Origin of the sequence: Candidatus Magnetominusculus dajiuhuensis (assembly GCF_046044395.1) — a bacterium.
Lineage (GTDB): Bacteria > Nitrospirota > Thermodesulfovibrionia > Thermodesulfovibrionales > Magnetobacteriaceae > Magnetominusculus > Magnetominusculus dajiuhuensis.
Genome location: NZ_JBJUSG010000023.1, coordinates 1 through 18,142 on the forward strand (window position 1 = coordinate 1; position 18,142 = coordinate 18,142).

Below are 18,142 nucleotides of genomic sequence, written 5' to 3' on the forward strand. Positions count from 1 at the left end.
CCTCTGACTATGCACACTCACAGGCGCACGATTCCGGACAAGCCGGAATGACGGAAAGGGACAAAGCCGGAATGATTGCAATAGGTATCTTCCGCTTTATTTTTCAAATGCGATTGCCCTGGCCACGCAATGTTTACACCAAACTGCCTGACATGCTAATGTATAGTAGATCAGTGGCAGACCAGTATAGGGCAGAATTCGTGAAAGACAGGATTGTGGGAGACTATATTATATGCGCTTTAAACTTTGGCAAAGAATTTTCTTAAGCATCCTTGTCCCAACGCTGATAACTGTCGCCGTATTTATATACCAAATAGATAAGTTTAAGCTGATCTTTCAGCAAATAATGCTCATGGAGGCCGCAGACGATATCAGCATGACACTCATTGAGCTTAGGAGATACGAAAAAAATATACTCTTGTTCCACGAGGATTTAAACACCATCTTGTTTTATGAAAACCTCAAGCATTTAAAAAGAGAAGTGCAAAGCATCGAAATGGTAATCGTCGGCGCCATAGGCAAGGACGATTACGCGGAACTTCAAAAGAAACTGTCTGCTTATGAAGACGAGGCAAATCATCTGATAGAAGATACGTCAGATAAAACCGCCATAATAAAAAACATGCGTGTTTTAGCGAGGAATATTGAGGCAATACTTTATGATTTCAAGATTCAGGAAAGGCAGAAAATTGAAGTATCCATCTATGAGATTAAGCACTACCTGATCGTATCCATTCTATTTCTCATTACTGTTACATCAATGACAGGTTATTTATTATCGAAAAAGGTCATAACAGTCATTAAGAAAATGGAAAAGTCGTTTGAAAAGCTCTCAAAGGGAGAGTTTAAAAAGATATATGACATCGAAGCCCCCGAGGAGATTACAGCATTGATAGATGTCTATAACCATACGATAGAAAGACTTAAGGCGTATAAAGCCGAACTCGATAAAACCCTCAAATCTCTGGAAGAGGCAAACAGAGAACTTATCGAAAAACAAGAGACGCTTGTCGAGTCGAAAAAGGCAGCCGCTATGAGGCTTATTACCTCCGAAATCGCCCACGAGATAAACAACCCCCTGTCATCAGCCACGTTGATGCTTGGGATGTTTTATGAAGAGATAGATGGCGCTGACCCCAAAAAGGAAGATATCAGGTTCATATTGATGGAAATCAACCGCTGCCAGGACGTAATACGAAAACTAACCGACTACGCAAGAAAAGAGCCATTGAACATGACAGATGTAAATATCGTCAGGTTAATTAAAGAGGTATCAGACAGTGTACTAAGACAAAACGTCGGCAAGGCCGTCGGCCTTACTACGTCCATCTCAGATGTGCCGCAGGTAATATCCATGGACCGTTCGCTCATATACAACGCCCTGTTTAACATACTATCAAACGCCTTTGAGGCATCGCCGCCGGGTGCCGGTGTTGAAATAAGAGCCTCTGCTGAGGACGCCTACGCTGTGATAACCATAAGCGACGCCGGCGAGGGTATCCCTGAGGAGCATATTGGCCGAATATTCGAGCCTTTTTTTACGACAAAAAAAGAATTCGGCGGAAGCGGCCTCGGTCTGCCAATCACCAAAAAAATTATCGAAAGCCATCATGGCCTGATTACCGTATCAAGCAGCAGCGAAACTGGGACGGTGTTTAAGATAAAGCTGCCCATCGGCTTAACCGTCGAAGACACGGATCTAACTAAAATTATGGGAACAGAGTTATGATAAGAATCCTTGTCGTTGATGATGAGATAGGGATTTGCCGCTCCCTTGAGATGCTGTTTAAGAAGGATGGGTACGATGTTACAACCGCCCATATCGGCGCTGTGGCTATCCCTATGATAACAGAACGGGATTTCGAGATCATTTTTACCGACCTCAAACTGCCGGACATAAGTGGGCTGGACATAATCAAACACGCGAAGGCCCGTCTTCCTTTGTGCCAGATTATCGTGATAACGGGCTTCGCAAGCATAGAGACGGCAGTTGAGGCAATCAAAAGCGGCGCATATGACTATCTTACAAAACCCCTGTCCATTGACAAGGTGAGAATCATATGTAAAAATGCAATCGAAAAGATAACCCTTACAGATGAAATCAAACACCTCAGACAGGAACTTTACCACTCCTTCGGATTTGAAAATATCGTCGGCAAAAGCAAACCTATTCAGGACGTGTTTAAGATGATCCGCCAGACCGCGGCAAGCGACAGTAACGTCCTGATAACCGGAGAATCGGGCACAGGAAAGGAACTCGTCGCGCGTGCCATTCACTATACCTCACAGAGGAGGGATAACCACTTTGTCGCCGTAAACTGCGGGGCAATATCGCGGGAACTTATTGAGGCGGAGCTGTTTGGATATGTAAAGGGGGCGTTCACCGGCGCAGTGAGGGACAAGACCGGGTTTTTGGAGCTTTCATCGGGGGGAACACTTTTCCTTGATGAAATTGGAGAGACCACACCAGACTTTCAGGTAAAACTCCTGAGGGTTCTGCAGGAAGGGGAATTCAATAAAGTAGGCAGTCCGCACACGACGAAGGTGAACACCAGGGTTATAGCGGCAACAAACCGCATCCTTGAAAAGGCAATGTCCGAGGGCGCATTCAGAGAGGACTTGTTTTACAGGTTAAACGTTATCTCCATTCATATACCGCCACTTAGGCAAAGGCGCCAGGACATTCCGCTTCTGGCCGTACACTTTCTATCAAAATATGCCGAAAAACGCACCGACAAAAAAATCGCTGAACTCACCCCCGAGGCTATTGACACGCTGACAAGCTACGACTTCCCCGGCAATGTCAGGGAGCTGGAAAATGCCATAGAGTACTGCATAACCTTTGCTCAGGGGTCAGTTGTAACCGTAGAAGACCTTCCGAAATCAATAAAGGACACGAAGATAAAACCCGCAATGGCCGAATCGGCAAAACCGCTGAAATCCGCCCTGCATGAATTTGAAAAGACACTTCTTACGGCGGCATTAAAAGAAAGCGGCGGCAACATATCCCAAGCGGCAAGACTGCTTGACATCCACCGCCAAAGCCTCCAGCAAAAGATTAAGGATTTTAATATCAATATTGAACAATTAAAAGGCTAAATAGGGGTTATTGATGATTCGATTGTTATAGAATCTTCTTACTTCTATGAACGCGTGTTGGCATTACCCGACCCTTCCCTCTTATTAACACCTCGTGCCGCCTCTCTATCTCTGCCCGAAAACCGTCGGGGATTTTTGCCCAATCAAGAACATCTACCAGTATCGGTAGATCACTGTCGGATATGGCCTCACGCAGGGCTGGCAAATTATCAAACGGTTTATCGGGAGTGGATGGATTGCGCACCACTATGTCAAGGTCGCTCCCCTCGTGTGCCGTACCACTTATGCGGCTCCCATAGGCCATCACCTCGGCATCCGGCAGATGCCCGGCTATCAGACGTTCTATGGTCTTCAACCATTGGGGGTGCAGGTCAATCCGGTGCATAGGAAGAAAACCTCTCACGAAACGCGGCCTCAAGGGAGACAGCATCATCTATAAAGCCAGGCAATAGGACAAGCGTCTCCTCTGCAAACCCCGCGCCATAGTCGTGTGCCGTGTTGTTGCGATTGTCGCGATACTTAAACCATCGCTCTACGGCGTCGGTTGTCATCAGTCCATGCTTGCCGGCATAGCGCAGAGTATCCTTAAATGTCCACGCGTCCACCTCGCGGGGCGCTCCGGTGTAGGATTTTAATGCCTTGCGAAGCAGCTTGACAGACATCTCCAGTGTCAGCTCAAACCCCTTGACCACCGCGTTTCTAAATATCTCGTACTCTACAGTCTCAGGCCTTACACTACGCAGCATGGCCAACGACATCTCAAGGGTTCTTATACATCTTGCCAAATGCCCGGTTCTCAGAATCACATTATCCCCCGACGGCACTCACGTGCCACGTTATGCCCTCTCTGTTATTAACTTACATATGTTAGCACTATTGTATAGGCAGCGACAACAGGATGGCAGAGGATGTCAGGCAGAAGGAAACGTGCAACCTTATGTCAGCCGTAACCTCAGCATTCTCAATAACCCTTTACCTGCAAGAAATTATTGCATGCAAGAAAAAACGCAATAATTGAAAATACGGGGAAGACAGCTATATTACTCATAGTTTGGGAATCATCCGGCGCAATAACCGGCTCCATTATGCAACAAATCACTGCACCTCATTAAACGGCATACCGCTATATTACGGCATATCAACCTCTGGCACGATTCTTGATTTAACATATGTAACAGACAATCACAAATACACCAACTAAACATAGGAGGACGTTATGAGTAAGGAAATCGCTGTAATCGTATATCCGGGACTCCACTATAAGGAATCCATATCGTACGCAAGTAAAAGTGCAAGCGAAACCGGCTCGGCTCTGTCGTTGATAGGAATCATCCCCGAATTTTGTAACTCTGAAAGGGCTGCCATCAGCATGTACGAATTCGGCCCTATTCACAGCCTGACTGAGAGCGTCGAAAGAGACTCGATAAAGTTCTTTGATGTAGTCAAGGACTATTGCAAGGGCAAGGGAATCACCTCAGAGTTCAGCGTTTACAGGGGAAGTATCGAGGACGTCATTGATCACGTCAGGCAGAACAACCATAACGTGGAGTTGATCGTAGTGCCGACACCGTCAAAGACGCTCACCAGGGTAGTGTCTTCGGGGAAGAAACAATTGAGTCCCGCCGCACAGTCACAAGAGTGCGCCGTAGTGCTAGTGCTGGATTAGCCCGGCATAATATCCTCGTATTTTTGCAATGGGCGCCGTCGGCATTCACCACCGGCAGCGCCGCCTGCATTTCAGTGTTTGACATAAGCCGTCAAACTAAGTTATTTTGTAGACTACTATGGGCTTAAAACTATGGCAAAGGATAATTATCAACATGATCTTCCCCATAGCCATATCTTTGGCCCTGATTTATGTCGAACTGAGAAACGTCAGCAACATATATCAAAGATTTAATATCATTGAGATAGTTGATGATATAAATCTGCTCCTGCTTGAGCTTAGGCGCTATGAAAAAAATATCCTCTTATTAATCGAAGAAAAAGAAAACCTCAGGCTCTTTCACGATTCTATTGAGGCACTCAGGGCCAAAACCAAAACCATAGAGAAAGAAATCGTCCTCAGGACAAACACGGGATACTATTTCAATCTGATGAAAAACGTAGACCTCTATGAAGACACCTTTGGCGCCCTCGTTGCCACAATAGAACAAAAACATCGGCTTATGGAAGACATAAGACCCCTTGGTGTGGATGTAGAAAATAAAGCATCCGATAATGGCATGGCCCTACTGCTGAGAAAATATGAAAAGGACTACTTATTAAACAGGAACCGAAAGGCCCTGGACAAGGTATACGATGTTTCGAATTCATTAATTGACTCCGACCCGGCCATTAAAAACACCGTCGGGATATACCTGAATACTTTCGGTGAAATCGTTAGAAATGACTCCGTGCAAAACGATACTCTGCAACAGATGAGGACCTGTGCCAGAGAAATAGAAAAATACACAACCGGGTTTTCCAGCAAAGAACGCGCCCACATCAACACCGTTATGATAAACGGCGAGAGGGCCTTTCTCTATGCCGCCCTGTTTATAATCTTCAGCACCATCGCTATCGGTTACATGGTCTCACAGAACATGATACGAGTAATGAGGGATATGGAACATGCCTTCGACAGGATAAGCGAAGACTCTTTCACCCATGTAATAAAAACTAATGCCCCTGATGAGGTTAAATCCTTCATCGGCGCTTATAACCGCATCGTCTCCAAACTCAACTTTAACCTGAAGGATACGACTAAAAAAATCAACGCCGCTGACCAGACACTCTTACAAAGACAATCCGAAATCATGTCTCAAAACACCGCCCTTAGGGACATGTCAAAAAAAATCCTCGTTATGGTACAAGAAAAACCGCTGGACATCGCTGAAACCCGGATAAAACTACTTGTCCTTGATGCAATTAAGACTGCTTCTGACGTTTACCGTGACGTGTCAATCTCATCAAACATAGCGCAGCTTCCAGAGAAACTCTTAATTGATGCCGCAATAGTCCACCTTGCCATTGTTAACGTCATTGTTAACGCCTTGCGTTTCACCCCGTACGGTGGGAAAGTTATAGTAACCGGCACAATGGATGACCAGAATGCCACAATATTTATTTCTGACACAGGACAGGGAATCCCCGATGACATCGCAGGGAAAGTCTTCGACGCATTCTTTACGACAGATGAAGATGCGGCCGGTCTTGGCCTTACTATCGCCAAAACCGCCATAGAACGCCATTCTGGCACAATCACAGTAGAGCAAAGTATGCAGGGAAATGGCGCCACAATGAAAATCCTCCTCCCGCTTTCCAAGTAAGATGCAGTCAATTATTGCATGCAATCAAACCGTCTCCTTTCCGTAAACCGTACAGCCACAGGCACTAACATTCACGGGAAATCAGAGATATAGGCACCAGGCAACATATTTACATGCAATATTTCATTGCACCACGCGCACCTATAAATCCCTAACTACTTGTAATATATATATAGTTTGTCTGGCACGCTTCTTGATAATTACACTTGCATAAAGCGATACGCTCATAAGCAGACAACAAATATACCATGAAAGACAAAAGGAGGTGGCACAATGGAAAACTTATTCGCATGGATAACGGAGCTGAACAAGACAGATCACACGGGATTTGCAATCCTGACAGTAGTGACGATGTCGGGGCTAGGCCTGGTGTTAGGTTCTACAATCGAGTTGTTTTTTAGAATACTCGGCATTAAGACAAACAAGATAGACATTCACCACTAATCAGGGTTTATTACAAGGAGGAGTAAACAGATGGAGATATACTTACCAATAGCAGGTGTGGAGATAATGGCGTGGCAGTTGGTGCTGCTGGGGTTGACGGTAGGCGTAATAGGAGGTTTTTTCGGAGTAGGCGGCGCATTTATGGTAACACCGGCATTAAACGTATTCGGGTTCCCGATGGCGTATGCCATAGGCACGGACATGGCCCATATAGCGGGGAAATCGATCGTAGCTACAATGAAACACCGGAAGTTGGGCAATGTTGACCTAAGACTGGGTCTGATTATGGTTGTGTTTACGGCAATAGGTATAGAGGGCGGGGCAACACTCATCATGTACCTTGAGAAAATCGGACGCGTAGGGCCGATTGTCAGGATAACATACATGGTGCTGCTGTTTGGCCTCGGCACTTATATGCTGCAGGAGTATTTTAAACTTAACAGTGTGAGAAAATCTCAGGGCAAGGACATACAGGACGCCGGGGTGTCTGCCCTTGCGAAGAAGATGCATAATCTTCAGTTGTGGCCGATGATACATCTGAAGACATCGGGGCTGACCGTATCGTTGTGGGTAGTAGGTGGAGTTGCAATGTTTACCGGGTTTCTGGCCGGATTTTTAGGTGTAGGCGGCGGTTTCATAAGAATGCCCTCGTTGATATATCTCATAGGGTGCCCGACGACAATAGCGGTTGGCACAGACCTGTTTGAGGTGATGATATCAGGGGCATACGGTGCGTTTTCGTACGCGATGAAGGCAAGGGTAGAGCTGATAGCGGCAGTAGTAATGCTCACTGGTGCGGCGATTGGGGCGCAGTTTGGAACAACGGCAACCAAGTACGTAAAGGGTCTCGTAATAAGGTTATACTTCGCGGTTACGATGCTGCTTTCTGGTGTATCGGTCATCTTCAAGCACATATCCTCCGGCTATAAGAGCGACTACGAACCGATGCTTATGAAATGGGTAAAGGCAACGACAGGGTTACAGGACAAGATTGAGATAAAAGACTGGATAGTCATGAACAAGGTGGCTGTAAAGGCATGGATAGCCACGCAATCTGCCGCGATGCAGTCAGCGTATTCACTTGAGAAGGTATGGAACAGCTACTCAGGATACCTGATGCTGGGTTCGGCGTGCGCGTTAAGCCTGATAATCGTGGTTCAGATGGTACAGGGTATAATAAAGGAAAGGAAACTTGTACAACAGTCAAGGGCAATCGGGCAGGAAGTATAAGGCTGCTCAGAGAGAGATTAACGTGAAACCTGTGAGATTGAATGAGGACTATGAGATGAGCGAAGATAAGAGCAATGGCAAGGTAACAGTGATAGTATACCCGGGTTTCACGTACAAGGAGTCAATAATATACGGAAGTGACGCGGCAAAGATGCTGGACTCAGTCCTCAACATAAAGGCAGTTGTACCAGAGTTCAGCATCATGGAGAGGACATTCCTCTCGGTTTATGAGTTCGGCCTGCATGACAAGATGCAGGCACAGGCAGCGCGGGAGGCGGAGGCCTTTTTCGATTGTGTAAAAGGGTTTTGTAAGACCAGGGCAATAGATGCGGTGTTTGACAAGTGCGTTGGGGCAATAGAGGACGTTATAGAGGAAATAAAGGCCGAAGAGCCTGATGTTAATACGATAATAATAGTCCCTATGCCGACCAGTGACGTGACCCATGTGGCATATCACGACGAAAAGGACTACAGAATTGAAAAAACTGACAATTCCTCGCTTGAAAGCTGCAATGTGGTGCTGGTGATATCTTAGTAATGGACGCTGGCCGGCAAATTAAGTTATAGTAGCGGGAGAAGGAGATACATTTTTCCGCTATGGATATAAAAGGAAATCATATGATGGACAAACTTCTCAGGTTTGTCAGTTTGTTCGTTGACGTACTTGTGTTTCGGAACATGGAGGTAAGATGGAGGCTTTTACTATTTTACTTAGGCACACTGATCTGGTTTTTTGTCCTCGCGGCAATTGGAATATTTAATCTGGCATCGTTTAGCTTTAACTCCTCTGCGATTGAGAAAATTGCCAAACAAGACAAGGTCTCACAGATAATCACGAGAAAAATTCGGGGTGTAAATATCTCCGCCCACGACATTGCCCTCTTTAAGGACCACTATATAGTTCAACAGCAGATCGAAAAAGGCCGTAACAGGCTCGAAGAGGTTAAAGAGCTTCTAAATGCCCTGTCCGAAGGCGGCTTCGTAAGGGACTCATCAAACGATGTCAGATTCGTCTTTGACCAAATAAACGTTACGGCGGTATCGGAAGATAGAAAATCTTTCATCTCAGAGGCAAAGAAGAAGGCCAGGTCAATAGGTGAGCAGTTTGAAACTCTGGTAACGTTGAAATCGAAAACACCCGGTGATGAGGCCGATTTCAACTTGATTCTGAAAAGAATTCAGGACATAGACAAGGAAATAACGGATTTTATTGTCATATTTGGTGAATTTTCATTGGCAAATTCAAAACAGACGCAGTCAATAAAGGATGATTTTACGTTTAGAATCGTAAAGTATTCGGTCGGCGCGATGGCAGTTTCCCTATTTATGGCGTGCTTATTGTTGTCGCTGTATCTTTTAAGGCTCTACCGGTCAATAATGGAGCCTATAAAGATGATAATCTCGTACATACGTCAAATTTCCTCCGGTGGACTTACGATTTCAGGCGAATTGCTGCACATCGGCGAAAAGGGCGAGATTGGGGAACTCTTCAGGCAATTTAAGTCGTTTACCGAATGGTTCATCAATATCAATTCGTTCAAACAAATCATCGAGGAAGACTCCAAAGTGGAAGACGTATTTTTCAGGCTTGCGGCCGTCTTAGAACAAAAAATTGCTATAAACAACTTCACTATATACACCGTCATGGAAAAAACCCTGATGACGGCGGCTCACAGAATCCCACAGGATACCCCAATCTTGTGTAATAAGGAGATACTTTCAAACCGCAGCCAGTGCAGGGCACTGCAAACAGGCCACCATATTTCCTCTGCCGAGTATGCTGATGTCTGCAGAGAATTTTTGTGTCCCGCTGAGATGGGTTATTATTGCGTGCCACTGTTTATCCATGGACACTCAGTTGCGGTTGTTCAGCTTATCTTTGACAAGACGGACGAGAGCGATATGAACTCGGTTAATACAAAAATCTCCACTGCCCTGCACTACATTGACGCGTCGCTGTCAGCAATTGGGGCAAAAAGGCTGCAAAACGAACTCAAGGAACTCTCCACCACCGACGCCCTCACAGGGCTTAAAAACAGAAGGCACTTAGAACAATATGTTGAGATTATCGTCTCTGGCGTGCTGAGGAGAAAAACCACCCTTGCAATCTTCATGTGTGATATTGATTTCTTTAAGTCGGTAAACGACACATACGGACACGACGCCGGCGACACCGTGTTGAAAACCATAGCCGAAGTCCTGAGGGGCAGCATCAGAGACTCAGACATACTTGTGAGGTACGGCGGCGAGGAGTTCATAATGATACTCCCCGATGTTGAAAATGGAGGCTCCATAGAGAAAATGGCTGATGGTATCAGGAAAAAAGTTGAAAACACGCAAATATCAATAGGCTCAACCACCCTGAAAAAGACAATCAGCATGGGAATCAGCGAGTTCCCGACAGACTCAGATAATTTCTTTGAGGCGGTAAAATTCGCCGACATCGCCCTCTACCAGGCCAAACAAACGGGCAGAAACAAGTCGGTAAAATACACCCCCGACATGGCTAAAGACGTCTGACGGGTGTGCACACAGGGCGCAATGCACATGATAAAGTGTAGCCGCACATGCACATGTATAAAATTAACACGTTAGTGCATATTTTGCTATTGAAAATTAACATTGACTTCACTCATAACAGTAATTATAATAAGATATTGATATAATGCGTCTCTCTAAAGAGGAGTGAGCAGATGGAAAATGTCCGCGACAAATTAAAGAAAGCTAAAGTTCATATGAAACGGGCATTGGAGGCCTGTAACAACGAAGACAGCGAAGAGGCTGTCATGTGGGCATTTTATGCTTATGAAAATGCCGTCGTTGCGGCAGCGGAAAGGTTTGGCATTAATTGGAAAAAGACTCATTTTTCTAAAGCACAGGTTGCACGGGATTTGTATAAAAAGAAATATCTTTCCATTGATGTCGGCGACAAGATAGAGGAATTTAATTCATTACGAAAAGATGTTCAATATGATGAGCCGGGTCCGGATTTGTTAAGTATTGATTTGCAAGACATGGCTGCTGAATTAGAGGACTTTATTGCCGATGTCGGGAAGGCTATAGAAGGTTTCGATGAGGAATGAACTGTATACTACATATCTGAGCGAAATACTCACACAGCTTCGATTGTTGCGTGTGGACAAGGAGGCGTCTGTAGTTTTAGTAGGTTCACATGCACGAAATAAGCAGACTTGGCGCAGTGATATGGATTTTATCGTAGTAACACCCGAGCGAATCAGGAGATGGAAAGTACCCCTTAATGTTCACATTATCTTTGATACAAGAAATGAATTTACCGACAAACTTATTCACGGGAACGATTTCCAGCAGTGGGCAGTCCGTTTCGGTAAACTATTGATGGATTACTCAGGCTGGTGGAATACGGTAAAGAATTCTGAAGGCATTGACATTTGGCCGGACTGGCGCTTGAAAATCAGACATGCCAAAAAAGCTCAATCCATTGCATCTCAACTATTAATGGACGACGACTGGGATAATGCTGAGGAGGAGTTTCTGCTTTCAGCATCACACATAGCTCGCGCATTGTTGTTACGCAATAAAATATTTCCTCTATCAAGGCCGGAATTGGCCTGGCAGCTTAAACTCATAGGCCAGGATGATTTGTCCAATGTAATGGAAAGGCTTATCTGTGGAACTAAAACCCATGAGGATTTAATAGAGATATCAAAGACTATCTGCCTAATATTAGAAAATCTCCGGCTCGAGGCTGAGGAATCCGAAGAGTCGAAGTCCTTGGCCGCCTCATACAAAAAACTTACGGCGTCCGTCCCTGTATAATTAAGCATTTCGCCTTTGGGCCATCTGACGCGTGTCCATGCCATTTATTTCCACATGGTACAGTGTCCCAGCGCATACACATGTATAAAATTAACACGTTATTGCATATTTTACTATTGAATAAAGATAAGCGTTTCTGGTAATATACAGCAGTCAAAATAACCAGGCATTAAAATAGTTTAAGGGGGGCATTTGGACATCAAGGCTTTGCTATACGGTATTACGAGCTTTCTCATGCCTTTTATACCACATCTGCTTCAGCCTCCGGCAGAGAAGGCAGCGGCCGTGCCCGCCGTACCCATTGATGAGCTGGCCTTTATGTGGGCCAAGGCCATCATGGAAAAGCTCCGCCCTAAGCTTAAACAACGGCAAGCCCTGAAAGACGCTATGCAGCAGGCCGCCGAATTGCCATTGGACGATGACGCCCGTGCGTCCTTCCGCCTTCAATTGAGAAAGATTATTGAAGGCGACGATGCGCTGGCGAAGGAATTAAGCGAGATGTGGATAGCTATGAGCGCACAGGGGGTGGGCGTCGAATTGGACAGAGAACTCGGCGGCGCTCAATGGATAGAGATACTCAACCGCGACGACGACGTCCTGAGGCGTCTTGAGATGGTTCGCCTTCTGCGGTCTGGAATGCCGCCAGAAAAGATTGCCGGAGAGTTCCACACCGATGTTCAATACCTATACAGGGTCAACGCGGCATTCGCTCAAAGTGGCGTATATGGCATTCTCTCAGGCAGCAACATCAGGCACTGGCTGGATAATATGAACATGGATGACCCCGTTTTGCGGCGTCTTGATATGATTGCCCTTCTGCGGTCAGGCGTACCCGCTGAGACCATCGCGAAGGAGTATCACTGCGTAAAGGAATATGTTTACAGGATTAACGACAGATTTGCAAAACACTCCCTCACAGGGATATTAACAGAAGAGGATTTTCAGAAATATCGCGCCTTAAATCCAAAGATTGTCCGAATCTGCTCGTTCAACCTCCATGGAACACACGAAAACGACGCACAGCGTTTCAGACAGATAGCCGGTCAACTCAGTGCCAATGACCCTGAGCTATGCGTCTATCAGGAGGTCATAAACGGGGCGGGTATTGGGGAAACCAGTGCCCAAATCGCCGCGTTAATGACAAAGACAACGGGCTATTACTACAGGACCCACTATAGCTACTGCCACCTGTTTATGGATAAATACCCGGAAGGGGTGGCCGTGTCGTGCAGATATTCCATGAAAAATCCTCAGACAATTGACCTGAATAATGGCCTCACAGCGGGAGTGCGCCCCCTGATGGAACGCTTTGCGGCCGCTGCCGAGGTAGAGATATATGGTCGAAGGTTTGTCTTTGCCTCAGTGCATCTTGACCACAGCAGAGACCCTGATGTCAGGCGTGCCCAGGCGGAAAAACTACTAAAATCCCTTGATTCTATATATGGAGACGGCGTCTATTGTACCATTGTCGCGGGTGACTTTAACGATGTAGAGGACTCGCCAGTCATAACATTTCTCAGGGACCAGGGATACGCCGACACCTACAGGGCGTGTCATAAGACCGGTGGAAACACGTTTCCTAACTCGGCAAATCCCCATACCAGAATTGACTATATAATGGTCAGGGGTGGTGTCAGGGTACACGACGCTCAGCTTATTCTCAGAGATCCATCTCTTAGCGACCACATAGGGGTCTATGCCGTCATCGAATAACATACATACAAAGTGAGAGGTAGAGATTAATGCCCCATAGAGCAGGACAATTCGTATTGGCATACCAGTGGGACCACCACTGCCAGACAATTTTCGACACACTGAAGGGAAAATTCCACCAGATACTGCGTGAGCTTGGTGAACTGGAGTATCAGGAGGCCCACGACACCGAACATCTCCTGTATTACTACATGAAATGGCACTACAACAGGGAACTCTATGACCATACCATCTCAGAAAGCGACAGAAAATGCGATGTTATCAACTCATTAGGATACAGGGGATACGGCGTAAACATAGATTTATTAAACGCCTTCGGCGCGTTAAAAAAAGAACACGCGCAACATTTATACCTCCTGCTTACCGATAGGTTTAACAAATACTCAGCGAATATAAAAGCGCTCATTGATATCTCCGCCAAAGACCTCGCCTCAATGAATTCAGCCCACATAATACAGAAGCTCTGCGATATGCTGGGCCGAAGCGCGGAGGAAAACACCCCCGTCGTAGCACCTCCCATACGGCTTGACCTGAGGCACTATTTTAAGATAATGGGAGAGGAGACCGCGTGGAACGTCAACACCGCTATATTTCAGAAGTTGTTCCTGCACCTGGGTTGCTCCTCCATGACCATTATGAAAGGCACGGTCGGGCATGAGGATGCGCTTTCTCCTCAGGAGTTAAAAATTATCGGCAATAGAAACTTCCTTGAAATGTACAAAGAGACCTTCTCATCCCTGCATACCTTTACCGAGATCGGCCTTGAGTTATTAAAAAAAATCCATCTGACAATGTCGAGGGAAACCGTACCTAACGCGGGGAGTTTCAGGCCGTTCGATTTCCCCGACAAAAATGGCGTTACGTTTGACAACGGCAACTTCGAAAGAGAAGTCAAAGACCTCCAGTACGTGCTATGGGAAACCAGCCAGAGCTTTCATAACCTTGACACCTTTATTTATGACCTGTCGCGTTCATATTACATGTTCATCGCCATTCACCCGTTTTGGGATTCAAACGGGCGCGTCGGCAAGTGTTTTTTGAACTATATGCTGCTCAAAAAGGGCATCCCCCCGATAAGTTTTTCCCAGGACGAGGAGGTTCTTGCCCTGCCGCGCTATGGCGGTTCGATTGAAGACATGCACAATTATGTCAGAAACAGGATAAATGTCGCCGTAGAGGCATACTTTTATGAAAGGTGGAAACTTGAGCACCTCGGCTTCCTGAAAAAACAGATATACAATGTATCTTTTGATTCGGGGTTTTACTTTCGCCAGATAGACGACAGGCCTCAAAAGCTGGAGGTACACTTTCTCGCTTACATCGTGGAGGGTGATGAGCCGCTGTTCAGCGCCCTGCACGACAGGTGTATGGTCGTGTTTCCCAACGAACACTATCTCTATAACATGACGATTTACTGTGGATTTTCGGCAATAGAACGCGGCGATTGGGAGCATGTGTTTAACATCAGACACAATTCTTTCATAAAAGAGATACAATCAGATATAAACGGCGCAAGGGCATTCGATATAGACTTCTCCATTGAACTGCACGACTATCACTATGGATGCGACTATTTCAACTGCTGTGTCGTATCTCACGAGGGTGGTTACATCCACAATAACAAGGGCCTGAATTACTCATATAAAATACAAAGGTAACTTATGGAATACAAAGGTAACTATGGAAAAAGGATTTGCCGAGCAATACTGCCACCCAAGCTATAAGTGGATAGGCGGCAGACGTTTCGTTAACAATGTTCAAAACTGGAAGATATCGAACTTTCCCGGCGGTATAGGGTTCGCGTTTGACAACTATGCCGATGACAAGGCACTTCGCGTTGTCCTAAAGGTCTTCAGGGAAGACAACGCCGTGGAGTATTATCTGATGAACGCCTACCAGAGCGGACACTGGGGCGACAACTGGCAGAAATGGCAGACCCATCAGCTCCCGCTTTTCCCGTACGAGGGGTTGCATGGCCAGATAACGCACATTAAGTTCTCCTATATAATCCACAAAGACGGCGTGTCAATTCCATCACAGTATGATTATAAATTCGCCGGACTTGACGATTTTCACAGGGGCTGCATAGACTCCGGCGACTTTAATGACCCTTATTTTAATACCATTAACACATACCAGACCTATGAACTTAATCATGCGGACGTACAAAACGCCCTCAACACAATAAATTTCCACTATGACCATCTCCCGATAAGGCCGTATTTTACCAGAGGAAACACATGGAGCGCTGAGCACCCCATTCACGAACTGCACGGGCACATAGACTGGGTAATAAAACGAAAAGAAGAGGACAACAATGGCCGCCACTATATTCACATGGCCATATTTGACCCGGATAACTACCACATTGCCGAGCACCTGATTCATGCAAAGAACAAGGGCGTAGAGGTTGAATGCTATGCCGAGTGGTCGGCGGTGAGCACGATGAACGCCACAGAGAATATCGCGAAGATGAGGCGCGCGGGCATCCCTGTCTGTGGCATAGTACGAAACAATCCCGGCGACCCGTCACACGGCATAGCCAGTATGCACACAAAATTCATAATCTTTGATGGTGAGGTCGTCCACTCAAGTTCGTATAACCTGCACTTTCACCTGTGGGGCGGCAACTGGGAAAACGGCCTTGTGTATTATTCAAGGGAATTTGCCACGCTCTACGCAAATATCTACTGTGCGATAAAAGGCGGGGTCATCCAAAGGATACAAACAATCCCTGAAAGCAGATACAATCTCTACTATTCATTCGGCAGTTATTACACCCCGTTCAGAGATTACTACCGTCCCCAGGACGCGATAATAACCGAGATAAACAATGCCCGACTATCAATAATAGTATCCATGTTCGACATAGGGTGGATGACCGGTGTTGCCTCAGGCGACCATCAGGAAACAGACATAGTCACAGCCCTGATAAACGCGCGCAACCGTGGCGTACACGTAAGAATCATACTCAACGGTATGATAGCCCACACGGGGGCGCTGCCCGAAACATGGGACAAAAGCAAGTGGCGGCCACTGAAGGAACCCGTGCAGCGGCTCAGGGACAATTGGATGGAACTCGCCTTCGTCTACTACCACGAGAGCATTTACTCGCCCTTGCACCATAAGTTTGCAGTCTTTGACAACTTCACCGTCATAACTGAATCATACAACTGGTATCCTGCCAGCATACACTCAGACGAGGTGCTTTCGGTTATAAGGGACGGCAGAGTGGCGTGGGACTTCGTACAAGAGGCAAATAAGATATGCGAATCCTTCAGGATAGGCCACGAGTAGTAATTGGCCACGAATAACTGATTTCGGGGGGCTAATAACCTATAAGATTTGGTCTGTTGTGGGGGCCGCTTACGCTGTCGTCGGAGCACAGGTAGCCGGCGAGGTTGCGTTTGGGAAGCGTAGTGCCCTGAAAACAGGCCATCACCAGGCTTCGGCAATCTATTCCCGACGTCATCGTGGCTGAGGCTGATGTCCAACTGATTTTTGCCCCATAAGAGCAATTGACGCAAGTATCGCCTGCAATACTGAGGGTGGTGGTGTTGTCGGAAGTTGTATTGTCGCCGGTAGTGGAATTGTCGCTGAGATACTTATAGTTGTTGATAGTGAGTAGCGACATATTATCAATGGTAACCTGCTGATTATTAAATGTGAGCCTTGCTGTCCTGCCTCTTTTAATTGTGAAGGCAGTGGGGAGGTTATAAGGCGTCTGGGTTGGTATCTGCTGCTGGTTGCTCATAACGGTAAAACTGTCTCCAGTGGCATTGTCAGTAGCGAAATTTGACACGACACAATAAACGACCGCGCTGTCCGCTGTATGCAAATAAGGAAAGCTGTAAACAACATTGTGATAACCTGTGAACCTGATATTAATTACCGTGTTTGGTCTCATCGTTACAGAACACGTGCCGTTGTCTGAGACGCTGTCACAACCTGTCCAGTATGAGAATTTTGAAGTCGAACCCGGGGTTTGGTACAAAACAAGCGTCTGGCCGGCATTATATGACGCCGTGCCGGTGTTGCCGCTCCAGGTAAGAGTGCCGACTGAGGGAACAACCGTCCCTGTGCCAAAACCAGATTTATTGACCGTAAGGGTATATACACTCGTACCGCCGAAGTTGACCGTCAGGCTCTTATTATCGGAGGTCAGGGACAAGGTACATGTACCATTATCTGATACATAATCACACCCTGACCAGCTCAAAAACGTCGAACCCAAACTCGGATTCACAAAAAACACGACCATTGACGACGCATTATCGGTTGTTGTGCCCGTGTTGCCCGACCAGGTAATCGTGCCTGATGAAGGGATTATAGTGCCTCCACCAGTCCCTGACATGGTTATATAAACGGTGTAGGTCGCAACGGCCCTTGCGACTAAAGGTATCATAACCGCCAACAACAACACCAGCACTATAACCCTTACCGAAAGCCACTTTTTCACTTTCCGATTTTTCACTTTCTGATTACCATATCCACACTCCTGTGCATCAATACTGCCGCCCCAATGCTACCCGTGTGGGCGGTAATGT

At 46.3% G+C, this 18,142-nt stretch carries 17 protein-coding genes; 14 read left to right on the forward strand and 3 right to left on the reverse strand.

Annotated features, from left to right (window positions below):
- From AB7D94_RS04935 to AB7D94_RS04945, 3 genes are all read left to right on the forward strand, one after another.
- Nucleotides 1–266, forward strand: a 266-nt coding sequence (locus AB7D94_RS04935; RefSeq protein WP_420264618.1) for a hypothetical protein, incomplete at its 5' end; no start/stop codon positions are given.
- On the forward strand, nt 233–1,729 hold the full coding sequence (locus AB7D94_RS04940) for a sensor histidine kinase (protein WP_420264619.1): 1,497 nt from the start codon (nt 233–235) through the stop codon (nt 1,727–1,729). The genes AB7D94_RS04935 and AB7D94_RS04940, both read left to right, overlap by 34 nt.
- On the forward strand, nt 1,726–3,099 hold the full coding sequence (locus AB7D94_RS04945; RefSeq protein WP_420264620.1) for a sigma-54-dependent transcriptional regulator: 1,374 nt from the start codon (nt 1,726–1,728) through the stop codon (nt 3,097–3,099). The genes AB7D94_RS04940 and AB7D94_RS04945 overlap by 4 nt, the downstream gene beginning before the upstream one ends.
- Before the next feature lie 25 nt (nt 3,100–3,124).
- On the opposite strand, the gene AB7D94_RS04950 is transcribed toward AB7D94_RS04945, so the two are convergent.
- Both AB7D94_RS04950 and AB7D94_RS04955 read right to left on the reverse strand, forming a co-directional pair.
- Nucleotides 3,125–3,484 (reverse strand): nucleotidyltransferase family protein, encoded by a 360-nt coding sequence (locus tag AB7D94_RS04950; protein ID WP_420264621.1) that lies wholly within the window; start codon nt 3,482–3,484, stop codon nt 3,125–3,127.
- Complete coding sequence (locus AB7D94_RS04955; RefSeq protein WP_420264622.1) at nt 3,471–3,905, reverse strand: nucleotidyltransferase substrate binding protein; 435 nt, start codon at nt 3,903–3,905, stop codon at nt 3,471–3,473. The genes AB7D94_RS04950 and AB7D94_RS04955 overlap by 14 nt, the downstream gene beginning before the upstream one ends.
- A 410-nt stretch (nt 3,906–4,315) precedes the next feature.
- Here AB7D94_RS04955 and AB7D94_RS04960 point away from each other — a divergent pair, with 410 nt between their 5' ends.
- From AB7D94_RS04960 to AB7D94_RS05010, 11 genes are all read left to right on the forward strand, one after another.
- Nucleotides 4,316–4,765: a hypothetical protein gene (locus tag AB7D94_RS04960; protein WP_420264623.1), complete on the forward strand. Its 450-nt coding sequence runs from the start codon at nt 4,316–4,318 to the stop codon at nt 4,763–4,765.
- A 118-nt stretch (nt 4,766–4,883) separates the two neighbouring features.
- Entirely contained in the window at nt 4,884–6,410 is a 1,527-nt protein-coding gene (locus tag AB7D94_RS04965) for a sensor histidine kinase (protein ID WP_420264624.1), read from the forward strand.
- Between the two features lie 273 nt (nt 6,411–6,683).
- Nucleotides 6,684–6,854 (forward strand): hypothetical protein, encoded by a 171-nt coding sequence (locus tag AB7D94_RS04970; RefSeq protein ID WP_420264625.1) that lies wholly within the window; start codon nt 6,684–6,686, stop codon nt 6,852–6,854.
- 30 nt (nt 6,855–6,884) lie between these two features.
- Nucleotides 6,885–8,084: a sulfite exporter TauE/SafE family protein gene (locus tag AB7D94_RS04975; protein WP_420264626.1), complete on the forward strand. Its 1,200-nt coding sequence runs from the start codon at nt 6,885–6,887 to the stop codon at nt 8,082–8,084.
- A 55-nt stretch (nt 8,085–8,139) separates the two neighbouring features.
- Nucleotides 8,140–8,619: a hypothetical protein gene (locus AB7D94_RS04980; RefSeq protein ID WP_420264627.1), complete on the forward strand. Its 480-nt coding sequence runs from the start codon at nt 8,140–8,142 to the stop codon at nt 8,617–8,619.
- Nucleotides 8,620–8,681: 62 nt separating this feature from the next.
- Complete coding sequence (locus tag AB7D94_RS04985) at nt 8,682–10,604, forward strand: GGDEF domain-containing protein (protein WP_420264628.1); 1,923 nt, start codon at nt 8,682–8,684, stop codon at nt 10,602–10,604.
- 173 nt (nt 10,605–10,777) lie between these two features.
- On the forward strand, nt 10,778–11,167 hold the full coding sequence (locus AB7D94_RS04990) for a HEPN domain-containing protein (protein WP_420264629.1): 390 nt from the start codon (nt 10,778–10,780) through the stop codon (nt 11,165–11,167).
- Nucleotides 11,157–11,882 (forward strand): nucleotidyltransferase domain-containing protein, encoded by a 726-nt coding sequence (locus tag AB7D94_RS04995; protein ID WP_420264630.1) that lies wholly within the window; start codon nt 11,157–11,159, stop codon nt 11,880–11,882. Before AB7D94_RS04990 ends, AB7D94_RS04995 begins: the two co-directional genes overlap by 11 nt.
- 192 nt (nt 11,883–12,074) lie before the next feature.
- The gene (locus AB7D94_RS05000) at nt 12,075–13,595 is read left to right on the forward strand and encodes an endonuclease/exonuclease/phosphatase family protein (protein WP_420264631.1); all 1,521 of its coding nucleotides are present in this window, start codon (nt 12,075–12,077) and stop codon (nt 13,593–13,595) included.
- A gap of 29 nt (nt 13,596–13,624) precedes the next feature.
- Nucleotides 13,625–15,253 carry a Fic family protein gene (locus AB7D94_RS05005; RefSeq protein WP_420264632.1) on the forward strand — a complete coding sequence of 543 codons (1,629 nt, stop codon included), beginning with the start codon at nt 13,625–13,627 and terminating at the stop codon, nt 15,251–15,253.
- A 22-nt stretch (nt 15,254–15,275) separates the two neighbouring features.
- Nucleotides 15,276–16,892 (forward strand): phospholipase D-like domain-containing protein, encoded by a 1,617-nt coding sequence (locus tag AB7D94_RS05010; RefSeq protein ID WP_420264633.1) that lies wholly within the window; start codon nt 15,276–15,278, stop codon nt 16,890–16,892.
- A 31-nt stretch (nt 16,893–16,923) separates the two neighbouring features.
- Here AB7D94_RS05010 and AB7D94_RS05015 read toward each other — a convergent pair whose 3' ends face one another.
- The gene (locus AB7D94_RS05015; protein WP_420264634.1) at nt 16,924–18,069 is read right to left on the reverse strand and encodes a hypothetical protein; all 1,146 of its coding nucleotides are present in this window, start codon (nt 18,067–18,069) and stop codon (nt 16,924–16,926) included.
- Nucleotides 18,070–18,142 lie beyond the last annotated feature (73 nt).

Excerpts from the sequence above, each read along its gene's own strand:
- AB7D94_RS04940 (WP_420264619.1), top strand. The coding sequence starts at position 233 with ATGCGCTTTAAACTTTGGCAAAGAATTTTCTTAAGCATCCTTGTCCCA.
- AB7D94_RS04945 (WP_420264620.1), top strand. The coding sequence starts at position 1,726 with ATGATAAGAATCCTTGTCGTTGATGATGAGATAGGGATTTGCCGCTCC.
- AB7D94_RS04950 (WP_420264621.1), bottom strand. The coding sequence starts at position 3,484 with ATGCACCGGATTGACCTGCACCCCCAATGGTTGAAGACCATAGAACGT.
- AB7D94_RS04960 (WP_420264623.1), top strand. The coding sequence starts at position 4,316 with ATGAGTAAGGAAATCGCTGTAATCGTATATCCGGGACTCCACTATAAG.
- AB7D94_RS04965 (WP_420264624.1), top strand. The coding sequence starts at position 4,884 with ATGGGCTTAAAACTATGGCAAAGGATAATTATCAACATGATCTTCCCC.
- AB7D94_RS04970 (WP_420264625.1), top strand. The coding sequence starts at position 6,684 with ATGGAAAACTTATTCGCATGGATAACGGAGCTGAACAAGACAGATCAC.
- AB7D94_RS04975 (WP_420264626.1), top strand. The coding sequence starts at position 6,885 with ATGGAGATATACTTACCAATAGCAGGTGTGGAGATAATGGCGTGGCAG.
- AB7D94_RS04980 (WP_420264627.1), top strand. The coding sequence starts at position 8,140 with ATGAGCGAAGATAAGAGCAATGGCAAGGTAACAGTGATAGTATACCCG.
- AB7D94_RS04985 (WP_420264628.1), top strand. The coding sequence starts at position 8,682 with ATGGATATAAAAGGAAATCATATGATGGACAAACTTCTCAGGTTTGTC.
- AB7D94_RS04990 (WP_420264629.1), top strand. The coding sequence starts at position 10,778 with ATGGAAAATGTCCGCGACAAATTAAAGAAAGCTAAAGTTCATATGAAA.
- AB7D94_RS04995 (WP_420264630.1), top strand. The coding sequence starts at position 11,157 with ATGAGGAATGAACTGTATACTACATATCTGAGCGAAATACTCACACAG.
- AB7D94_RS05005 (WP_420264632.1), top strand. The coding sequence starts at position 13,625 with ATGCCCCATAGAGCAGGACAATTCGTATTGGCATACCAGTGGGACCAC.
- AB7D94_RS05010 (WP_420264633.1), top strand. The coding sequence starts at position 15,276 with ATGGAAAAAGGATTTGCCGAGCAATACTGCCACCCAAGCTATAAGTGG.